The 20,595-nt window shown below is 60.3% G+C and carries 14 protein-coding genes; 10 read left to right on the top strand and 4 right to left on the bottom strand.

What is annotated here, in order from left to right; translation table 11 throughout:
- Positions 1 to 1,536 (bottom strand): hypothetical protein (locus K8U03_05225; GenBank protein MCE9604289.1); only part of this gene is annotated, 1,536 nt, incomplete at its 3' end.
- Positions 1,537 to 2,509: 973 nt separating this feature from the next.
- Here K8U03_05225 and K8U03_05220 point away from each other — a divergent pair.
- The 8 genes from K8U03_05220 to K8U03_05185 all read left to right on the top strand — a co-directional run bounded on the left by K8U03_05220 (position 2,510) and on the right by K8U03_05185 (position 11,205).
- The gene (locus K8U03_05220) at positions 2,510 to 4,117 is read left to right on the top strand and encodes a PDZ domain-containing protein (GenBank protein MCE9604288.1); all 1,608 of its coding nucleotides are present in this window, start codon (positions 2,510 to 2,512) and stop codon (positions 4,115 to 4,117) included.
- Positions 4,118 to 4,334: 217 nt separating this feature from the next.
- Entirely contained in the window at positions 4,335 to 5,219 is an 885-nt protein-coding gene (locus K8U03_05215; protein ID MCE9604287.1) for an STAS domain-containing protein, read from the top strand.
- A 12-nt stretch (positions 5,220 to 5,231) separates the two neighbouring features.
- Positions 5,232 to 5,597 (top strand): STAS domain-containing protein, encoded by a 366-nt coding sequence (locus K8U03_05210; protein ID MCE9604286.1) that lies wholly within the window; start codon positions 5,232 to 5,234, stop codon positions 5,595 to 5,597.
- Between the two features lie 10 nt (positions 5,598 to 5,607).
- Positions 5,608 to 6,030, top strand: a complete 423-nt coding sequence (locus tag K8U03_05205) for an anti-sigma regulatory factor (protein ID MCE9604285.1) — start codon at positions 5,608 to 5,610, stop codon at positions 6,028 to 6,030.
- Between the two features lie 4 nt (positions 6,031 to 6,034).
- Positions 6,035 to 7,027: a SpoIIE family protein phosphatase gene (locus K8U03_05200; GenBank protein MCE9604284.1), complete on the top strand. Its 993-nt coding sequence runs from the start codon at positions 6,035 to 6,037 to the stop codon at positions 7,025 to 7,027.
- Between the two features lie 13 nt (positions 7,028 to 7,040).
- Positions 7,041 to 8,849, top strand: coding sequence for a response regulator (locus tag K8U03_05195; protein ID MCE9604283.1), 1,809 nt, complete (start codon positions 7,041 to 7,043; stop codon positions 8,847 to 8,849).
- Positions 8,833 to 10,806 (top strand): response regulator, encoded by a 1,974-nt coding sequence (locus tag K8U03_05190; GenBank protein ID MCE9604282.1) that lies wholly within the window; start codon positions 8,833 to 8,835, stop codon positions 10,804 to 10,806. Before K8U03_05195 ends, K8U03_05190 begins: the two co-directional genes overlap by 17 nt.
- A gap of 189 nt (positions 10,807 to 10,995) precedes the next feature.
- The gene (locus K8U03_05185) at positions 10,996 to 11,205 is read left to right on the top strand and encodes a hypothetical protein (GenBank protein ID MCE9604281.1); all 210 of its coding nucleotides are present in this window, start codon (positions 10,996 to 10,998) and stop codon (positions 11,203 to 11,205) included.
- Positions 11,206 to 11,214: 9 nt separating this feature from the next.
- Here K8U03_05185 and K8U03_05180 read toward each other — a convergent pair whose 3' ends face one another.
- Both K8U03_05180 and dacB read right to left on the bottom strand, forming a co-directional pair.
- Entirely contained in the window at positions 11,215 to 12,315 is a 1,101-nt protein-coding gene (locus tag K8U03_05180; GenBank protein ID MCE9604280.1) for a glucose 1-dehydrogenase, read from the bottom strand.
- A 111-nt stretch (positions 12,316 to 12,426) separates the two neighbouring features.
- Positions 12,427 to 14,082: a D-alanyl-D-alanine carboxypeptidase/D-alanyl-D-alanine-endopeptidase gene (dacB, locus tag K8U03_05175; protein ID MCE9604279.1), complete on the bottom strand. Its 1,656-nt coding sequence runs from the start codon at positions 14,080 to 14,082 to the stop codon at positions 12,427 to 12,429.
- A gap of 300 nt (positions 14,083 to 14,382) precedes the next feature.
- On the opposite strand from dacB, the gene K8U03_05170 reads away from it, so the two are divergent.
- Together K8U03_05170 and ptsP are read left to right on the top strand one after the other, a co-directional pair.
- Positions 14,383 to 15,945 carry an MFS transporter gene (locus K8U03_05170; protein MCE9604278.1) on the top strand — a complete coding sequence of 521 codons (1,563 nt, stop codon included), beginning with the start codon at positions 14,383 to 14,385 and terminating at the stop codon, positions 15,943 to 15,945.
- A 151-nt stretch (positions 15,946 to 16,096) separates the two neighbouring features.
- On the top strand, positions 16,097 to 17,986 hold the full coding sequence (gene ptsP, locus K8U03_05165; protein ID MCE9604277.1) for a phosphoenolpyruvate--protein phosphotransferase: 1,890 nt from the start codon (positions 16,097 to 16,099) through the stop codon (positions 17,984 to 17,986).
- Between the two features lie 17 nt (positions 17,987 to 18,003).
- Here the strand turns inward: ptsP and K8U03_05160 are convergent, their stop codons facing one another.
- Positions 18,004 to 20,583 carry a hypothetical protein gene (locus K8U03_05160; protein MCE9604276.1) on the bottom strand — a complete coding sequence of 860 codons (2,580 nt, stop codon included), beginning with the start codon at positions 20,581 to 20,583 and terminating at the stop codon, positions 18,004 to 18,006.
- Positions 20,584 to 20,595 lie beyond the last annotated feature (12 nt).

Genomic DNA, 20,595 nt, shown 5'->3' with positions numbered 1-20,595 from the left:
CAACACCGCCAAGACCGACGTGGGATCGGAGACGCCGACGTCGTAGACTTCGAGTTGCGCTGTTTCGATCGCGGTAGCTCCGGCACCGGCGGGAGCCGGAACATCGATCGCCTTGATGATCTCGGCGACTTGCGCCACACGCTCGGGCTTGCCGCCGACGAGCAACTTGCCGGTTAGCGGATCGACCGCTAACCGCAAGGAGCCATCGGCCGCGGCATAGCCATCGGCAGGAATGTCGAGAAGTTGCCGCATGAGCGGCAGGACATCTTCCACGCCGACATGCACCGGTTGGAAGGAACGCACGTCTCCGGTCACGTTTCCGGCGAGCATGTTTGAGGAAGCTTGCAAGACGGAGCGAATGAGACGAAGCCGGCCGGCGGTTTCCGTGACTTGCACTTGCCCGGCCCGAGGCAACACGACCACGGCCCCTTGCGGCCCGACGAGGCGACGAACTTCAGTCTCGGCATCTTCGGGCGAGAGTTTTTCCAGGCGAAAGAGGGTCGTCGCAAGTTCGAATTCGCCGAGCGTGTCGAGCTTTTCCGCCGGCACGAACGGGACCAAATTCGGCGGGATGCCATCCTCTAAGTTGACGACCATCAGCATGCGCTGCCGACGAACGAGCGTAAAACCTTTCGTGAGGAGCACGCCGTTCATCAAGTCCAGCGCTTCGGCCGGTGTATACTCGCGCGAATCGGTATAGTTGAGCGTGCCCGGCGGCGGAGCATCCATTACGAGCGAAAGATCGGCCTGCTGTGCAAACCAATCGAGAACTTCACCCCACGGCTGAAAGCGAAAGTTGAAGCGAAGGCGCGCGTTCTCTTTCGCACCGGCCACGATTGCGCCAACCACTGCGTGAACGTTCGTCGCCTGATTCCCTGCTTCTGGTTTCGCCGATTCTTGTGGTCCAGCCGCTCCTCGCTCGACCACGGCAACCGTCGGCGTGCCGCTGCCGGCGGCATGATTCCAAGCTGTCTTCTGTTCCGGCGCGAGGAGCGCGAACAAACGCTGCTCGAACGTGTTGCGCAGCACCTCGCGCGCTTGTCCATCGACTCGGCTTAGTTGCTCACGGCGTTCGGCTAAGAGCTTGGCGATCGTCGTGGTTTGTTCCGAGGTTAGCTTCAGCTTGGCGGCAATCGTCGGCTCGGCGAAGCTCGTGCCGCCGGCGCGGCGGACGCGCAGCTGTTCGAGTGTGGCACGCTGTGCGTCGGTAAGCAGCTTGAGTCCTTCCGCTTCCGAGGCTTGACGAAGCGGAGCGAGCTTCGCTTCTCGTTCGTCGGCCGAAGCTTGGCGAAGTTGCAAGGCGAGCTCGAGCACATCGCTCTCGCGGCGCTCGACGAGCTTGAGCAACGCTTCGCGCTGCGCGACGGAAAGTCGAAGTTGTTCACCGGCATCTTTTTCGAGCGCGAGTGCCACGACACCGACGAACTCGAAATCGGCCGCTGAGACGGCCGTCGGCAGAGCGGCTAACACGACCGAAACCAAGACGGTCGTCAGATGAATGAAGCGCCGGAGCGGAAGAGTCGGGAAAATTTTCATTCGGCGGGGCGCTCTTCGCTCGGTGGTTCGCAGACTTGGTTCGCTCGATTATCGCACAACTCCCTTTTATCTTCGACATTTAACCCGACTTGCAGGGACTCGTTTCGCTCAAGGTCGCGCCTCATTCCCGATCAGGTTGAACTTTCATCGGCCAAGCGGTAAGTCGCCTCAGGATTCAAGTAGGAAACCTGCGACCCTACTGATTTTACGCAATTTAACGCCTTAACTCACTCAATCCGACGATTGCAATGCGAGGTGTCGGTGAGCTTGGTTTCAGCCGGCATTCCTCCCCTCGTGGGTCGGGATGAGCGAAGGCGGCACAACCTTTGCTATCTCCCTCTTTGCGGAAGTCTCTGCGCTCCATGAGCGCCCAATCTTATCGGTTGATGCGTCGAGCCAAAATAATCATCCCGTTGTTCCAACGGACGGAGTATTAGTCATGCGAGTTTATTCACTTCGGCAATTGCGAACCGAACTCTTCCGAGGCGACATTCGACGTACTTTGGCGACGGGCCTTATGGTCGCACTAGTCGGCGGCACAACGGCACTCGCCCAATCGGGAGGTGGTGGCGCTGGCGCGGGGGGAGGCGGAGTTGCGGCAGTTGGAGCCTCCGGCGGAGGCGCGGCGGGAGCGGGGGCCGGTACTGGTGCAGCGGTCGGCGGAGTCGGCGCGACTGCTCAGCCGAGCGCAGTGCAAACACCGAATGGCATCAATAGCGTCGGACCGAATGGGCTTGTTCCCTCAGGACAATCGACTACCGGCGGCACGTTGGGAGTCGGGGCCGGAGCGGGCGGTACAGGCGTGAATGGAAGCGTTAACGGCACTGCGAATGGAAACACGACAGGCACGGGCCTAGGGACCAATTCCACGAACGTCACGGGAAGCGGAGTCGGCGGAATCGGCAACACAAATAGCCGTTCCGGCGGCATCGGCATCAATGCTCCCGGCGGGCAGGGGCAAGTCAATGGTGCCGTGAATGGTAGTGCGAACAACAATGGTGCCGCGAACGTCAATGGCACGGCCAACGGTTCCGTAAACGGAGCCACCAACACGCGCACCTTCGGACCCAACGGGAATCGCACCGGACTGGGAACCAACGCCGGCGGCAACGGCACCAACACGTTTCAAAACGGGGCTAACGGCGTCCGAACCAATAGCGCCATTCCGGGAGCGGCTGGAAATGCCACAGGGCAGAATAATGTAGTGCAGGGAGCAGTCGGCGGTGTGAATGGCTTCGGTGTTAACGGAGTAGTAGGGAGTAATGGAGTAGGAGTCAACGGAGTAGGCACGGTCGGTCCGAATGGAGCCGTGAATGCGAATGGTACTGTGGGAACAACGAATGCAGGGCAGGGAGGAAATCCTGCTGATGCCGTCCAAGCGATGAACACCACTCTGCAAAGAGGGCAACTCGGTATCACCGTTGACGACTCCACCGGTAACGGCCTGACGATCACGACGCTCAATCAAGGAGCCGTCGCTCAAAAGGCAGGCCTGACGATGGGGGATCAAATTTTCTCCTTAAACGGTAACCCTATCGGTTCGCAGACCGATCTCATCAACGGTTTGCAGAACACGGCTGGGGTCGGTGGATTATCGACGATCGGCATTCGCCGCAACGGCCAAGTACATACGATCCACGTCGATCTCTCCAGTGGACGCGCTGCGTTCTCCAACTCCAACGGTGGTGCCGGTGCGAACGGTGCCAATGGAAGTGGTTCGCCCGCAGCGAACAGCGGCTCGAATCTGGGTGGAGCCGTTAACGGTAACGCTGCGATCACGGGCACGACCGGTGCCGGGACCAATGCAAATATGCAAAATGGGACTCAAGGTCGCAACGGCTCGGCAGGGCAAGCAAACCCGAACTTCAGTGTTCCGCAACTCGGCGGAACGCGAACCGATACCGGAGTTTCGACCGGAATCGGGAACACAGGCTCGAACTTCAATGCCGACGGCACGAACAACACCAACGGGACGAGCCCGACGGCCATACCTCCAGCCGCCAACGGCATCACGTCCGGGAGCAGCGGTGCGATCGGCTCCGGCACAACGACCTCGACGGGAGTTTCCACGGGGATCGGAGCGACCGCCGGTGGAACGAACCCGACAGGAACAGCCACCAATGGATCTGCTGGTAATGGCACAACGAATGGAGCCAATGCGGGGGGTGTTAATGCTACTGCTAACGGTGCAGTCGGGAATATTAGCGTCGGTACGAATTCCACCAAATCAAACCCGGTGAATGGAGTTCCAAATACCGCATCGCAAAGCTTTGAGCGCTTCACGGGCGATCTTCGTACTGCGATGAACGGTGCGACCGGCGAGACGCGAACGCAGCTCTCGCGCTTCAACGATAGCCTCGGCTCGCTTCGGAGCGATCTCACGGCTCCTACCAACGAAACTCCGGCCGATGCGCGACTGAGAAACGATCGGGTTCGCTTCCAGCTCAACGCGTTGCGTTCGCAATTCGACAATGCCGGAACTGGTGCTTCCGCCGCAGATAGGGCACGATTTGAAGGGCTACGTACGCAACTCAATGGTGTGTACGACAGCGTCAACCAGGCGAACCCTACGACTCCTTAACATGGGGCTTCATTCGAGCGGAGATGATTACACTCGCATGCTAAAAGCGGAACGGTCGGGATTTGAGAGACGTCCCGGCCGTTCCTTTTTCGTGTCCTTGAAGAGAGTCGCCGATTGCCGCAACGATTAATCTGAAAGCGTCGGTCGCTATCGACGGCCGACGCTTTCGCTATATTGGGCTCCTCACCCATCGAATCCATTTAGGGAACTCTGAACCATGGGGCCGAAGAACACCTCGCGTCTTGCGGAATTTCTCGATCAAAACCAATCCGAACTTCTCAATGAATGGATCGGCGAACAACTCAAGTCGATCCGTCGAGACCTGATTGCCGAAAGCGAGCTGAAAAACCAAAGCCGTGATTTCCTGCGATTACTCGTTCACGGCGTTCAAACCGGGAGCATCGACGACATTCATGGCGATTCCTGGGCCGATACCCGACAGTTCTTAATGAGCCTTTCGGAAGATCGCGCCAAGCGTGGCTTTACCCCCACGGAAACGGCGCTTTTCATTTTCTCCTTAAAAGGTCCTGTGACGAGCCGCTTACGCAAAGCAGGTGGGAAAGAAACGGAGCGGGCTCTCGATGATGCCCTCACATTCAACCATCTCCTCGACTTGCTCGGCTTATTCACCGCGGAGAGCTATCAAAAAGTACGCGAGTCGATCATCAACCGACAACAGCAAGACATGCTCGAGCTTTCGACGCCGGTAGTTTCATTGTGGGACGGTATCCTTGCACTGCCTATCATCGGTACTCTCGACAGCGAGCGTAGCCAAACGGTCATGGAATCGCTTTTGAATAAGATCGTCGAAACCGGCTCGGCGATCGCGATCATCGACATCACGGGTGTTCCGACCGTCGATACGCTCACGGCGCAACACCTTTTGAAAACAGTGACCGCCGCACGCTTGATGGGTGCCGAGTGCATCATCAGCGGCATTCGTCCCCAGATCGCGCAGACGATCGTGCATCTCGGGATCGATCTCAATACCGTCTCCACGAAAGCGTCGTTGCGCGATGCGTTTGCGAGCGCGTTGGATCGCGCTCAATTGACCGTAGTGAAGAAGACGCGTGTCGCCGGTTCTCCCGCAGGCCAATCGTAAGGGAGAACCGCTATGGAACGTATTCCGATTCTCCAAATGGGACCCTTTTTGCTCGTGACGATTCAGGTCGACATGCACGACCAACTCGCCATGACGCTTCAGGAAGACCTGACGACACGCATCGTCAAAAGTAGATCGAAAGGAGTTTTGATCGACATCTCGGCCTTGGAAATGGTCGACTCTTTTATCGGGCGCATGCTTGCCAACATCGCGTCGATGTCGCGCATTCTCGATGCCGAGACGCTGATCGTCGGCATGCAGCCTGCCGTCGCGATCACGCTCGTCGAGCTCGGCATGTCTCTTTCCGGAGTGAAGACGGCGCTCAATGTCGAGCGCGGGATGAAGCTCTTGCAGAATGCCGTGCATGTCGCTTCCTAGGAGGATTCGGATGACGATCCTCAAGTCTGAGCCGGCACTCAAGTCGGAAACGATCGTAATCGCCGCGGAAATGGACATCGTCAAATCGCGCCAAGCAGTGCGCGTCGCGAGCGTCGCCTTGGGGTTCAAGCTCGTCGATCAGACGAAGATCGTGACGGCGGCCAGCGAGCTTGCGCGCAATACGCTCGTTTACGGCAAAGGGGGGAAGTTGATTCTCGAAGTCGTCGTCAAGGATCAGCGTAAAGGGCTCCGAATGATCTTCGAAGATCAAGGGCCCGGCATCCCCGATTTGAAACTCGCGATGACCGACGGCTACACCACCGGAGGAGGGCTTGGCATGGGGCTCAGCGGAGCCAAACGGTTGGTCAGCGAGTTCGACATCGTCTCTCGTCCCGGTGAAGGAACGCGCGTCGTCGCGACTAAGTGGATGTAAACGCATGCGCCTTCCGCCGCTCGTTATTCCCGTTCTCGAAGCGAACCATGTCGGCGATGCGCGCCGACGTGCCGTGCAATTCGCCGAAGGACTCGGACTCGATGGCATAGCGCTCGGCAATCTCGGCTTGATCGTCAACGAGCTCTCGACCAATCTCGTCAAACATGCTCGCGACGGACAACTGCTCCTGCAAGCAGATGGCGACGGCGGACTCGAACTTCTCGCCCTCGATCGTGGGCCGGGAATGTACGACGTCGAGCGTTGCTTCGAGGATGGCTTCTCCACGGCCGGTAGTCGCGGCATGGGCTTGAGCGCCATTCGTCGCCTTGCCTCGCACTGGGATATCTTCAGCAAACCCGACGTGGGGACCGTGCAACTCGTTCGTGTCGGAAATCGCAAAACCTTCGATGCGAGCAGGGCGGAGTACCGCGTACGCGGGGTTTCCGTTCCGCATCCGGGAGAAACGGTTTGCGGCGATGCTTGGGACGCGCGAGTAAGTCCGACGAACATCACGGTCATCGTCGCCGACGGCCTCGGCCATGGTATCGCGGCGCATAAGGCTGCGAGCGAAGCCATCCGAGTCTTTCGTTCGTTGGAAGCAAGTACACCGGCGAGACAGCTCGACGAGATTCATCAAGCTTTGAAAGCCACGCGCGGTGCTGCCGTATCGATCGCTTCGCTTGATCTTATTTCTCGTCACGTTACTTATGCGGGGATCGGCAATGTGGTCGGTTTCATCGCTACTCCGGAATCGACGCAGCGAATGGTTTCGATCAACGGTACGCTCGGCTGCGCGGCGCCGAAGCCGCGCGAGTTCACCTATGCGCTGCCGCTCGGCGCGGTCGTCGCTCTATATTCCGACGGACTTCTCACGCAGACGGGCCTGATGGCTTATCCTGGGTTGATCGGCCATGATCCGGCGCTGCTCGCGGCCGCTTTGTATCGTGATTTCAAACGTGGCAAGGACGACGCGACGGTCGTCGTGGCGTCGACTTAGGCCGGAGCACGTTATGGAAAAACGCTTAGTCTTCATCGATCTCGCTTACGAGCAGGATGTCGTTTCGGCGAGTCAGCAAGCCCGGCAGATCTCGCAATCGCTCGGCTTCGATACGCCCGATCAAGTCCGCATTTCGGCGATCGTCTCGGATGTGGCCCGCTTGGCGCGCCAGTGCGGCAAAGGAGCTACGGTCGAAATTTACATCGACGATCTCGCTTCGGACTTCCTTTACTTTCGCTTTTATCTTCCCGACTCAGGAACCGATGCCCCGGCGACTCGGAGATTGGACCGCGCGGAAGAACTCCTGGCCGCACGTCGCATGATGGATGAGTTCGATTCGCAGGTCTCGGAGACCGCCACGACCTTAACCTTCGCTAAGAAGCATTCTCGTAAAGGGACTATGCGCAGCACGGTGCGCGTCGAGGATCTGCAGGCCGAACTCGCGAAGTTCACTCCGCGCAACATCTATCAAGAATACCAAGCGCAGAATCAAGAGCTCCTGCACGCGCTAAGCGAGCTCCGCGCCAATCAAGCGACGTTGGCGCAGCTGAATCGAGAACTGGAAGAAACGAACCGGGGCGTCGTGGCACTCTATGCCGAGTTGGAACAAAAGGCCGAATCGCTCCGACAAGCGGGCGAACAGAAGACCCGCTTCTATTCCGGCGTCAGCCACGAATTTCGTACGCCGATCAATTCGATCCTCAGTCTTTCGCAAATGCTGCTCGATGGTCTCGACGGCACGCTCGGCACCGAGCAAACCAAGCAAGTGTCGCTGATAAAGAAGTCGGCGCATAATCTCATCGGCTGGGTCAACGACCTCCTCGACCTCGCGAAGGTCGACGCCGGGCGGATGGTCGTGCGCTCGACATGGTTCTACGTCGACGAAATGATGACCGGATTGCGCGGCATCATGCGTCCGCTGTTGGTGAATCCGAACGTCACGCTCGTCTTCGACGACTCTCCCTCGATCAAGCTTTACACCGATGAAGGCAAGCTCGCTCAGATTCTGCGTAACTTCATCTCCAACGCCTTGAAGTTCACCGACGCGGGAGAAGTGCGCGTCGGTTCCAGACCCGACGCGGAACGCCCTGATTGGATCCGCTTCTTCGTAAGCGATACGGGCGTCGGCCTCGCTGCGGCGGATCATGAACGCATCTTCGAGGAGTTCGTGCAGGTCGAGAACCGACTGCAAGGTCGCAGCAAGGGAACTGGGCTCGGCCTCGCCCTGTCGAAACGCTTCGCCGAATTGCTCGGCGGCTCGATCTCGGTCGTCAGCGAACCGGGCCGCGGCTCGACTTTCTCCGTCGGAGTTCCGATCCGCTGGAGCGCGCTCGACTTCGCCGAATTGGCGGATCCTGCGGAGCAAGAACCGAGTTCGTTCGTCGAGCTCCCGGCGAGGGAAGAGCCGACCGATGTGTTGATCGTCGATGACAACGACGCAGCTCGCTACGTGCTGCGCAAAGGACTGGAAGAATACGGACTCAAGATCATCGAAGCCTCGTCGGGCCGGCAAGGCTTGGAGATGATCGACGCCTTGAAGCCGAAGATCGTGTTTCTCGATTTGAATATGCCCGACATGCATGGCTCGGCGGTTTTAGAAGCGGTTCGCAATTCGGAACGGACGCGCGACGTGCCGATCGTGATCTACAGTTCTCAGGTTTTAAAGGATTCCGAACGGCGCGATCTGGAGCGACACGTCGTCGCCGTGCTGCGAAAAGAAGAAGGAACCGGACTCCAGCAGGGACGAAAGCTACGCGATATACTTACGACCGTCGGTTTGAACGATCGACCGGAGAGGCGGAGCGATGAACTCGCAAAATAAAATTCTCGTCGTCGACGACGACGAGGCCAAACGCTACAGCATTTGCCGCGTCTTAAAAGCGGAAGGCTTCGAGGTCATCGAAGCCGCCGACGGTGCGTCGGGGCTGCAGCGCGCGCAAGAGCGCCCGGTTATGATCGTGCTCGACGTCAAACTGCCCGACATGAGCGGCTTCGAGGTTTGTCGCCGTTTGAAAAGCGATGCGGCAACGTCGTCGATTCCAATCGTCCACATGTCGGCGACGTTGGTCGAAACGGGCGACCGCGTTCAAGGACTCGATAGCGGGGCCGACGCTTATCTCACCGATATCGTCAACCCGCTGGAATTCATCGCTACCATTCGCGCTCTGCTGCGTGCGCGGGAAGCGGAACGGGCTTTACGTGAATCGGAAGTCCGCTTCCAATCGCTGGTGCGTAATGTGCAGGAATACGCGATCTTCACCTCGAACCCGCGCGGCACCATCACCAGTTGGAACGAAGGGGTACAGCGGATCCTCGGCTACCGTCGCGACGACTTTACCGACCAGCCCTACAGCATCGTCTTTGCCACGGAAGAAGAAGCGAAGAGCGATCTTCAATCGGCGGCCGAGCAGGGGGCGTTCAGCTACGAACGATGGCACGAGCGCAACGACGGCTCCCGTTTCTTCGCCAGCGGCAGCGTCACCGCGATCTATGACGAAGAGAAAAACCTGCTCGGTTTCACGACCATCGTTCGCGATGTGACCGAGCGAAAAGAAACGGAAGAAGAACGCTCGCGATTGCTCGCCGCCGAACAATCGGCTCGTCGCGATGCCGAGACTGCGAATCGCTTGAAAGACGAATTTCTTGCGACTCTATCTCACGAATTACGCACTCCGCTGACGGCGATTCTCGGCTGGACGCAACTCTTCAAGATCAGCGAACTCTCGCCGAGCGAAGTACAAACCGGCATGGACGTGATCGATCGCAATGCCAAGGCGCAAGCACAGCTGATCGAAGACCTGCTCGACGTCTCGCGCATTATCTCCGGCAAGCTTCGGTTGAACGTCGAAATCGTGGAAATGGCGAGCGTCCTCGATGCGGCCGTGGAAGCGGTTCGTTCCGCTGCCGACGGAAAGCGGATTCAAATCATCCGCATCGTCGATCCCGGCGCCGGGCCGATCATGGGCGATTCCGGTCGTCTACAGCAAATCATTTGGAATCTGCTTTCCAACGCGATCAAATTCACGCCGAAGTCCGGGAAGGTAACGCTCCGTCTGCGCCGCGTCGAAAGCCAAGTCGAAATCAGCGTTCAAGACGACGGGCAGGGAATCGCTCCGGAGTTTTTGCCGTACGTCTTCGATCGCTTTCGCCAAGCGGATGCCTCGACCATGCGCATGCAAGGAGGACTCGGGCTCGGGCTCGCGATCGTTCGCCATCTTACGGAGCTCCACGGCGGATCCGTGCATGCCGACAGTCGCGGGATAGGGTTGGGATCGACGTTCACGGTACGCCTGCCGATCGTGGCAGTGACGCACGACGTCGAGCCGCGCGACGTCGTCGCGAATGAAACGTCCCGTTTCGAGCATGCCGCGCTCGAGCGCATGCCTGACCTTACCGGGTTGAAGATTCTCGTCGTCGACGACGAGCGCGACTCGCGTGAGATTTTGTCGCGCATTCTCCGTCGCTGCGGCGCCGATACGGAAATTGCTCCCAGCGCCCAAGGAGGCGTTGAGGCGTTCAATGCTTCACGTCCCGACATCATCATCAGCGATATCTGCATGCCGGGCGAAGACGGCTACATGTTCATTCGTCGTGTTCGCGCGGCCGAAGGGCCGAACAAAGCGAACGTGCCGGCAGTGGCGCTGACGGCATTCGCGCGTGCCGATGATCGCCGTAAGGCGCTGCTTGCCGGCTACCAAGTTCACCTCGCGAAGCCGGTGATTCCGTCGGAGCTGATCGCCGTCGTCGCATCGCTTTCCGGGCGTACGAATCGGAATTGATTCGCGGGCAGTCTATGTGGAGCGGCACCGCTCTTGACGTTCCGGGGCGACTTCCCTAATCTCTCGCCCCGCCTTGCTCACGTCACGACTTCACATCCCAGTCTGCCCGAATCTCGGCCTTTCGACGTCGCTTCGTGCGTCGTCGCATTTCCAAATTGCCGCACGATTCAAGCACTCCGAGTATCGATTATGCGAAAATTTCTTAGCGGCTGCGCGCTCGCCTTCCTCGCACTCAACGCGACCGGCTGTTGCCGACTTTGCTGTTGGCAGCGCGGTGGGTCGTTCTACAACGGCTACTGCTACCCGGCGATGCCCGCTCCGGCGATCCAACCGCAGCAACCGGTCCCGACGCAAACGTATGCGCAGCCCTACGGTGCGCAGCCGTGTGCTTGTCAGTAACGGCTCGGCTTACCCTTCCGCCACGTCGACGAACACCTTCAGGTGTTTTCCTTCGACCAACAGCCGCATCATCTCTTGATAGTTGTCGAGGCCGCGCACCGGCGTCGTAAGGATTTGTTGGATCACTCCCGGGTACATCAGTTCTCCTTGCGAGAGATCTTTGATTCCCATCTCGAAGTGGTCGCGATTGCCGTTCACACTTCCTAGCAGCAACTTGTTGCCGAGCACCCACTCGATGTTGATCTTATCGCTCGGCACTTCCGTCTTGGCCTGACCGCCGGTGATGCTCGTCCAGACGAGAACGCCGTTGTGTCCGAGCGCTTCCATCGCCCCGAAGGCCGAAGAACTATTGCCGGTCGCCTCGACGATTAGGTCGGCCTTTCCGACCTTCTTCACCAATTCCGCCGGCGACGTTTCTCGCGTGCTCACATATTTCGCGCCGAGTTGTTCGACGATCTTCGAATTCAACGTACCGGCAGCGCTTCGTGCCAGAGCGAAAACTTCGATTCCCTTCAATCGCAGCACGAGCGTCGTTAACAAACCGATCTGGCCGACGCCGAGCACGAAGGCCCGTTGCGGTCGCCACACTTTCAAACGCCGCTGCGCTTCATACGCTTGGCTCACGGCCTTCGCAGCGCAACTCATCGGCTCGGCCAGCACGTGCAAGTGTTTGAGCCCTTGCGGCATGCGGACGACGAACTCGGCATCGTCGACGAACCGCTCGGTCATGAATCCGTGCCGAAGATTGATCCCGCGCTCGTAGTACGTTTCTTCGCTCGTCATGTCGTTCGTGCCGATCAAGTCGTAGATCGACGAGCCGGGGCGCCGCACCGTGCAGGTGACGTAGTCGCCCGGCTTGACGTGCGTGACCTTCGGCCCGACTTCTTCGACGACGCCGAACACCTCGTGCCCGATGATGAGATAATCGAAACCGGTCGGCGCGTTGCCGTACTTCGCTTCGTTGATTTCTTTGTCGGTGGCATCGACTCCGACTTTAAGCACCTTCACCAGCACCCCGCGGCCGTTGGGAACGTCGCCGAGTTTCGGGGCCGGGGTGTCGACGAGATGCACGCTATTGGGCGAACCGGGACGAACGGCGACGGCTTTCATGACGCAAAACTTTCGAGCGGAGGCGAAGGGGGCGGCGACGGCGCGACACCTGACACACGGGAGCGGCACGATGTCGTAGCTTCGAAAAATCGAGCCTTTGACTGTACCAGTCTAGAGCGCCCCGTGCAACTTCTCGCACAGGGTTCCGAGCACGCGCCCAATCCGTTCGCGATCGGCCGATTCCTTGATGTGAACCAGGTTGACGAAAAACGCAAACACCACGGTTCGGCCGCTTTTCGTCTCGGCATAACCGGCTAAAGCCTTGCTTTGCAAGAGCGGCCGATCGTTCAATAGATTCGACCACGAAAGCGTGCCGGTCTTCGCGCGCACCTTGCCCAGCGCCGGCGAACTCTTTTCGACCGCGTTTGCCAGCGTACCGTCGACTCCTAAGATCGGCAGCGCATCGCGATACGTCTCGAAGTCGGGCCGCTTCGCCATCGCAGTCAATAACTGCACCGTAGCGCGCGGCGTCACGTAGTCTCCTCGGTCGCCGCCGGCTCCTCCGGCGAACGAGATCGTATCGACATCGACGCCGAGCCGGGCCAACGCTTCGCGCTCCAGTCGCAATCCCTCGGCCATCGTTCGCTTGCCGTGCTTCGTCGCTACCAACAGAGGCATCATCGTGGCGTGAAGGTTTAAGCTCACCTTGAGTGTGAGCTTCATCTCTTCCGCAAACCGCGGCGACTCCAATACCGCCAGCTTATCGAGCATCGCCTGCGCCTCACGCCGGGGCAGCTTGTCGATCGTGTTCTCGACCAACGGCGAAGCTTCGACTCGAACCCCGGCCCGTCGCAACGCTTCGATCAACAGCGAGCGAGCGAACGATGCCGGATGCTCGACTTCATGGGTCAACACCAGCGGCACGTGGCCGTGCGGAATCGTGCCGCGAATCGTGATCGTGCCGCGTAAAGGTTCGTCGATCGTGATCGAAGTTTTCGAGGAGCTCGCTCCGGTCGTGACTTGCGAGTCGATCGTATAAGCCGAGGTTTTCGGCCGCCAATCGACTTCGGCCGGCTTCCCCGTTGCGCCGGGAGTGAACGTAAAATCGAGGACGTTGTCGTTGATCGTGATCGGCGATACGCGCGACGGTCCGCTTCCCGAACTCATCGCCGAATGAAATAGTCGATCGTCGACGAGCACCGCGCCATGCACTTCGCGCAAGCCTCGCTCGTAAGCTTGCTTCGCCAAACGGTCGAGCCCCGCCAAAGGGTCGGGCTTCGTAAGCCGCGCCTTCGCGGAATAGCCGGCATAAGTATGATCGACGTTCTCCAAAGCAATTCCGCCGGCTTCGTCGGTTCGTCCCCCCATCGTCGGGTCGCCCGATGCGGCGAGGATGAGATCTCCTTCCAACACGCCGGCTGGGTCGAGATTGCCGCGGGCATAGAGGGGCGTCTCGAACTTGTGGTCGCCGCCGAGTTCGTCGAACGCCGCGGCAACGGAAAATAATTTCGTGACGCTTGCCGGCGCGAACAATTTATCCCCGTTTCGCTCATAGAGGGTGTTGCCGGTCGTGGCATCGACGACGAGCACGCCCCAATGCGAATGCTTGAATTCCGGCGCATCGAGCACCGGTTCGATCTCGGAGCGAAGCGTTGCGATGAGCCGACGATCGGTTTCGTCGGTCGAAGTGGTGGCTGCCGGCACCGCGACGGGCGCGGTTGTCGGTTTCGCTATCGGAGTCGCAACATCTTGACCAAAGAGGGGTTGCTGAAGAATCAGCGACGCGCAGCAGAACAAGAAATGAATCGAGAATCGGCGACGATTCATATCTTTGTCCGCGCGAGAACTCTCGAGAATCGAGAATTCACTAAAAGGTGTGTGACCGAAGTTCAATTGTGAGCAACATACAGTATGGGTGCAAACATCCTTCCGCAGTTTCGTGATCAGCGAGTGGTTTCGATGTAACTTATTTTACATAAAAGACTTGCGCACTCGGCGGACTCTGCCGTTGCGGCCTCCACGTGAGGTTCCTATGATCGCCGCCCCCGAAGAAACGGTTTCCCTTTCCGCCCGGCTTGCGCATACGATATCAGCTCGCCGACCTTTTTCAGTCTTCGCTCCACGCTCGTGATCGCACCCATCCAGTCTCCGCCGTCCTCCAGCCCTCAGGCTTCCGCAGGTTCGTCGCGCGTAGCGAAACCACAACCGAGCCCGCGCCCGGTTCCTGCCGCCGCTGCCGCTCCGGCCCCCTCCGCGCCGAGCCTGCCTAGCACGACCGGCGACCAAGCTTCAAGTGCGCCCAACGCCACGGGTCGGCGAACCGAACTCCGTCGCAACCTCGCCTCGAGCCTGATCGACGGCACCGCTTTCAGCCTCATGGTCGGCTGCGGCGAAACCTACTTCTCGGCCTTCGCGCTCGCGCTCGGGCTCAGCCAAGTCTCCTCCGGACTCGTCGCTACGTTACCGCTCTTGGTCGGTTCGCTGTTGCAACTCGCCTCGCCGCATCTGTTGCAGCGCATCGGTTCTTATCGGCGCTGGATCGTTGCTTGCGTTTGCATCCAAGCGGCCGTGTTCATTCCGCTCGTCGTGATGGCTGTCGATCGGCGTGTTCCGGCGGCGCTCGTGTTTCTCTTCACCTCGATCTACTGGGGGGCGGGGCTCGCCACCGGCCCGGCTTGGAATACTTGGATCGGTACGCTCGTACCGGTTCCGATTCGTGCCCGCTTCTTTGCTTGGCGCACGCGCTTAGTGCAAGCCGGCACGTTGCTCGGCTTCGTCGGTGCCGGCATGGCCTTGCAATATGGAAACAGTCGTGGCGCCACGCTCTTAGCGTTCGCGGCTCTGTTCGCGGCGGCGGGCCTGAGTCGGTTCGTCTCGGCGATCGCGCTCGCTAGGAAGACCGAACCGGTCGCACCGAGCGGAGCCGATCGGCATGTGTCGTTGCGCGAGTTCGCGTCGCGCATCGGTCGTCGTGCCGACGGCAAGTTCTTGCTCTATCTCATGGCGGTGCAGGCGGCTGTGCAACTCTCCGGTCCGTTCTTCACTCCCTACATGCTCAAGCAGATGAAGCTCTCGTATGTGAGCTACATGATCCTCGTCGCTTCGGCCTTTGCGGCCAAGATGCTCTCGCTCCCTTGGCTCGGCCACATGGCGCATCGCTATGGGGCGCGCAAGCTGCTGCTATGGGGTGCGATCGGCATCATGCCGTTGTCGGCGATGTGGCTCGTCAGCAATAACTTCGGCTTCCTTGTCGTGCTGCAAGTCATCGGCGGCGTGGCGTGGGCGGGCTACGAATTGGCGTGGTTTCTGCTGTTCTTCGAGATGCTTCCGAAAGAAGAACGAACGAGCGTGCTGACGACCTTCAACTTCGGCCACTCGCTGGCGTCGGTGATCGGCTCGCTTGTAGGAGGAGCGGTGCTCTTATCTCTCGGCGAACGTCGCGAGGTCTATCTCGGCATCTTCGCTGCCTCGGCCGTATTGCGGTTTCTCGCCTTCTGGCTGTTGCGACCACGCTTTGCGGCCCCGCCGAAGGCCGTGCCTCAGCGCACGGCCCGACCTACGCTTTCGATCAACATCGCGGCGGCTTCGCCCCATGTCGTCGGCGGAGCGATGTCGCAAGGGCCGTCGCAGGGCTCCTCGTCGATGGCGACCGGCGGATCCACGACGACTTCCGATCCCAACGCACGCTGATCGCTCAATCGCCTGCCGTACTCCGCGGCCGGCGGGCGATTGCTCCGATCGGTTCGTTTCGCTACAACGGCTTGATGTGCTCGGCCTTCCGATAACGAGGAAAGCCGGCCCACGGATGCCTTCTCAGAAGTCACGGCGGACGACTCGTTCGATGGCGCGATCACGAAAAACCTCGACGACTTCGCCGGCCGACGGAGCATCGTCGCCCGAGATCACGAAGCTCGCACCGCGCCGCGAAACTAAGACTGCGACGAAGAAGCCGATCGTGTTTCGCGGCGGGGTCGCCGTTTCGCCGGGGGTTGCGATCGGTCGGGCCTATTGCATCCACGACATCTTCATCGGCGAAGACTCCCGCCCCTTGAACGATGCCGACGTGCTGCAAGAGCTCGCGCGCTACGATGCGGCGCGCGAGAAAACGGAAGCCGATCTCCGGGCAGTCTACAAAAAGGTGCGCGAGCAACTCGGCGAACAACACGCGTCGATCTTTCAGGCCCATGAAGCGATCTTGCACGATCCTTCCTTCACGGCCAAAGTTCGGGCTTGGGTCGTCGACTCGAAGCTGTCGGCCGCCGCGGCCTTGCAGCGTTTGTCGGCGGAATACACGCAGCTCTTCGCCTCGGCCGTCGATCAGTTCATCAAAGATCGATTGGCCGACGTGCGCGACGTCATCATTCGCCTTACGGCTCATCTCGACGAGGGGCGCGGCGCGAAGAAGCTCGACGCCGGCGATCTTACCGAAGACGACGAGCCTTCGATCCTGATCGCCGGGGAGTTAGTTCCTTCGCATGTCTTTACGCTCGGCGACCGCGAAGTGGCGGGCATCGTCACCGAAGCCGGCGGCCGAACGAGCCATGCCGCGATCCTCGCGCGCAGCCGAGGCATTCCGGCCGTGTCGGGCGTCGAAGAAGTTCTGAAAAACGCGGCGAACGGCGATTGCGTCGTCGTCGACGGCCGCAACGGCCACGTCATTCTCAATCCCGACTACGAAACGCTCGTCGCTTATCGCAAGCTCCAACGCGAGTTCGCGAACCTCAAAGACACGCTGGCTCACAACTGCCACTCGCAGTCGATCTCGGCCGACGGCGAAGTCGTGCAACTGCAGGCCAACATCAGCGGCGTGGCCGATGCTCGTGCGGCGTGCGGCATGGGAGCGTCGGGCGTCGGTCTCTATCGGACCGAATACCTATTCTTGACGCATCCGGATGTGCCCGACGAAGAGGAGCAGTACCAAGCCTACTGCGATGCGATCGCCGCGGCTCCGAACCGCCGTATCACGATCCGCACCCTCGACGTCGGCGGCGACAAGAAGATCGCGTACATCGGCGACAGTCGTGAGGCGAACCCGTTTCTCGGTTGGCGCTCGATCCGAATCTCGTTCGAGCACCCGCAGTTTTTTCTCGCGCAGATCCGTGCCGTGCTCCGGGCTGCCGCCGAAGACGACGCGCCGAAGAGCGTGCGGCTGATGTTTCCGATGGTCACCACGGTCGAAGAGATGCGCAAAATTCGCTCCTTCGTTCATCGGGCCGAGCGGCAATTGATCCAACGCAAAGTGCCCTTCGCGCGCGTGCCGATCGGGATGATGCTCGAAGTGCCGGCCGCGGCCGTTTCGATCGACGTGTTGCTCGAAGAATCCGATTTCGTCTCGATCGGCTCGAACGATCTCGTGCAATATCTCATGGCCGCGGATCGAGACAACCCCAAGGTCAGTGCGCTCTGCGATCCTTTCAGCCCGGCCGTCTTGCAAGTGCTTACGCAAGTCATCGCAGCTTGCCGCGCGGCCAATAAGCCGGTAACCCTCTGCGGCGAGATCGCCGCCGCGCCGAAAGCGTGCGTGCTGCTGTTCGGAATGGGGCTGCGTAGCTTCAGCATGAGCCCTGCCTTCGTGCCGATCATCAAAGACTTGCTCGGTAAGCTGAAGGCGGCGCATGCCGAAGCGATCTTAAAGCAAGTCTTGAAGCTGCGCACGACCGCGCAAATCGCTCGCTTCATGGACGAGCAAATTCAGCAGCTTGCGCCGAACCTCGCCATTCTGGGCTCGTAGCCGGATTGGCGAAGCGGTTACTTCGTCGTGTTCAACCGCATCAGCAGCGCATCATACTTCGGCTTCAACGTCGGGCCTCCGAGTTCGGGATGCAATGCTTGGGTTAGTTCGATGAGTTGCTTGGCCCGAGCGCGGTCGCCGAGCTTGTCGTATGCTTCGGCCATGCCGAGTCGCGCGCGATACCAGCGAGGCGAACTCTCGGAGGAGGCTCGCTCGATCTCACGCCACTTCGCCGCTGCAATCGTGAGCGATTCTCGATCCGTCTGCTTCGACAAGAACTCCGCATAAGCAAGCTGCGCATCGCCGTCTTGCGGATAGTTGCGCGCGAGCGCATCGTACGCACGACGTGTCTCGCCGGCAGGGCCGAGCAAGTCGAGCGCACGCGCCTCCGCCCGATCGACCGGCAACCGCTCCGTGGCGTTCAGCAGTTCTCGTTGCGATGGAAGCAGCCCGATCAGCCGCATCACGGTTTGAGCCCGAACTAAATTGATACCGTCGCTTGCGGTCGGCATCGCATCGAGAAGTTGGACGACCGCCGACGCGTCGCGCGGATTCGCGGTCTTGAGTTGCACCGCTCGCTTTAGCGCATCGTCGAGCCGATGCGTCGCGCTGAGTGCGGCGATCATCCACACCTCTATCGTCGATCTTTCCTCGGCCGGTAATTCCGGTTCGCCGGCCACGGCCGTGATCAAGCTCAATGCGTGTGTTGCCGAAGATCCGGATGCAAAGTCCTGCTTGCCGTAAAGGAGCCCGAGTTTCGCCAGCGAGATCGCGGCGGCTCTCGAAGCAGGCGGCATCGGCGATGCGATTCGATCGGGATAGCCCGGCACGTAACGACTCAGCTCAATTTCGATGACCGAAAACGCCGGCTCGGTGGGCTGTGCCGCGGCGCGCAGTGCAGCCAGCTGTGCGGAACGGCAATAGATCAATCCTTGTACCGCTTCGAGCGCGAGGGACGCGTCGAGCCCCACGGCGCCGAACGCTTGCGCCGCGGCGTCCCATGCTCGTTGCTGCGTGCGCAATCGGCCGAGCCACACGCGGGCTTGCGCCGTTTCTTTCGCGTTCGGCCATTGCCTGATCTGCGTTTCGAGCGATTGCGCGTAACGCGCAAGGCCGGCTTGCAGCAGATCGGGATTCGCTTGCGTCGCGAGCAGCGTTTGACCGAGGTTATAAGAAGCCAAGAGCTGCGCTTCGGCGGAGCGAGGATGATCGGCAAGCGTTTGCGAAAGCTTTGCGAATCGCTCGGCCGCGGCTTCGTGGCGTTTGCGGCCTTGCTCGATCGCTCCGGCCGTGAAAGCCGCATCGAAGGCGAGTTCTTGCTGCCGCTTCGACCAAGCCTGTGTGAAGAGTTGGTCGTAAATCTCGATCGCTTTGTCGAGGTTTCCTTGCCGATAGAAGCTCGCCGCCGCGACCGCGAGCGAAGAGTCGCCATGACCCGCCGGTGAAGTTGCGACGGCGCTCGCCGCCAATGCTTCGGCGCGTCGAGCCCAGTACGGTGCTTGCCGCTCGGCGATGAGCCTCGTCAGCGCTCCGGCGCGGGCGCGAACTTCCGTGGCTTCGCTCGTGCGGCCGGCTTTCTCTTCGGCCACGGTCGATGCGATCAGCCATTCGAGCGCAGCGAGTCGCACGTCGGCATCGGCATTGCTCGCGGCATCCGTATCTTCCGGCCTGAGAAACTTGCGCGCTTCGTCGAGTCGACCGGCAAGAATGCGCACTCGAATGCGCTGGGCCCGCGCTCGATCGGCCACATCGGCCGGAGGAGCCTGCGCATCGACGAGATCGAGTACACGCTCGGCGGCCATGAGGTCGCCGAGCAATCGCTTACACGTAACCTCTTCGAGCCGGGCTTGCCAGGTGATCGAGTCGGTCGACTCGGCGCGCGTGAGCGACTCGAACGTCTCGATGGCGAGTTCGAGCGAAGAGGCTCGGTCGGCGCTGCGCGGCGGATAGCTTTCTCCTTGATTGCGATAAGCTCGACCGAGTTGATAGTCGACGTTGCGTCGCAACGAAGCCCAATCATCGGCGTCGGGAACATCTGAGTTCAGCGGCGAATCGACATTGCTCGGCCGTGTCCGATTCAGCTCGCGAAGTCGTTCTTCGAGCGTGGTGCGAGCCTGCTTCAGTTGCATCACGGCGGTTCGCAATCGTGCGCGGGCCTGTTCGAGTTGCGGCTCGCCGACGTCCAACAGTTGCGCCTCTTCGCGCAAGCGCTCTCCCCACACGAGGTCGACGAGGCCGTGCTGCACGTCGAGGAGCGGTCGCCATGCGCTCGATGGTTTGTTGCGGAGTTCATCGTCGACGATCTTCAGCGCGCGGGCCGCGAGCTCTTCGCGCTCCGGCGACTTCGCGAATAGCGCCGCTTCGAGAGCCGTGCGACTCAGTTCGACCGTGAGCTCGGCCCGACGCCGCTCGATGAGATAAGCCTCGCCGAGCCGGCGTCGGCAATACGCTTCGACCAGCGAAAACAACCGACGCTCGCGCAACCCTGCGAGGTAACGGGCTTCCGAGGTTTCCGAAAGATCACCGCGCACCGGCGCCGAGGTCGCCCATGAAATTGCGAACAAGCTAAAAACGAGGATGAGCGACGTCTTGCGCATGGCGAACTAGCA

It is taken from the genome of Planctomycetia bacterium (assembly GCA_021413845.1).
GTDB lineage: Bacteria > Planctomycetota > Planctomycetia > Pirellulales > PNKZ01 > PNKZ01.
The sequence above is the reverse complement of the archived record's forward strand: the minus strand, read 5'-3'. Positions and strand labels throughout refer to the sequence as shown.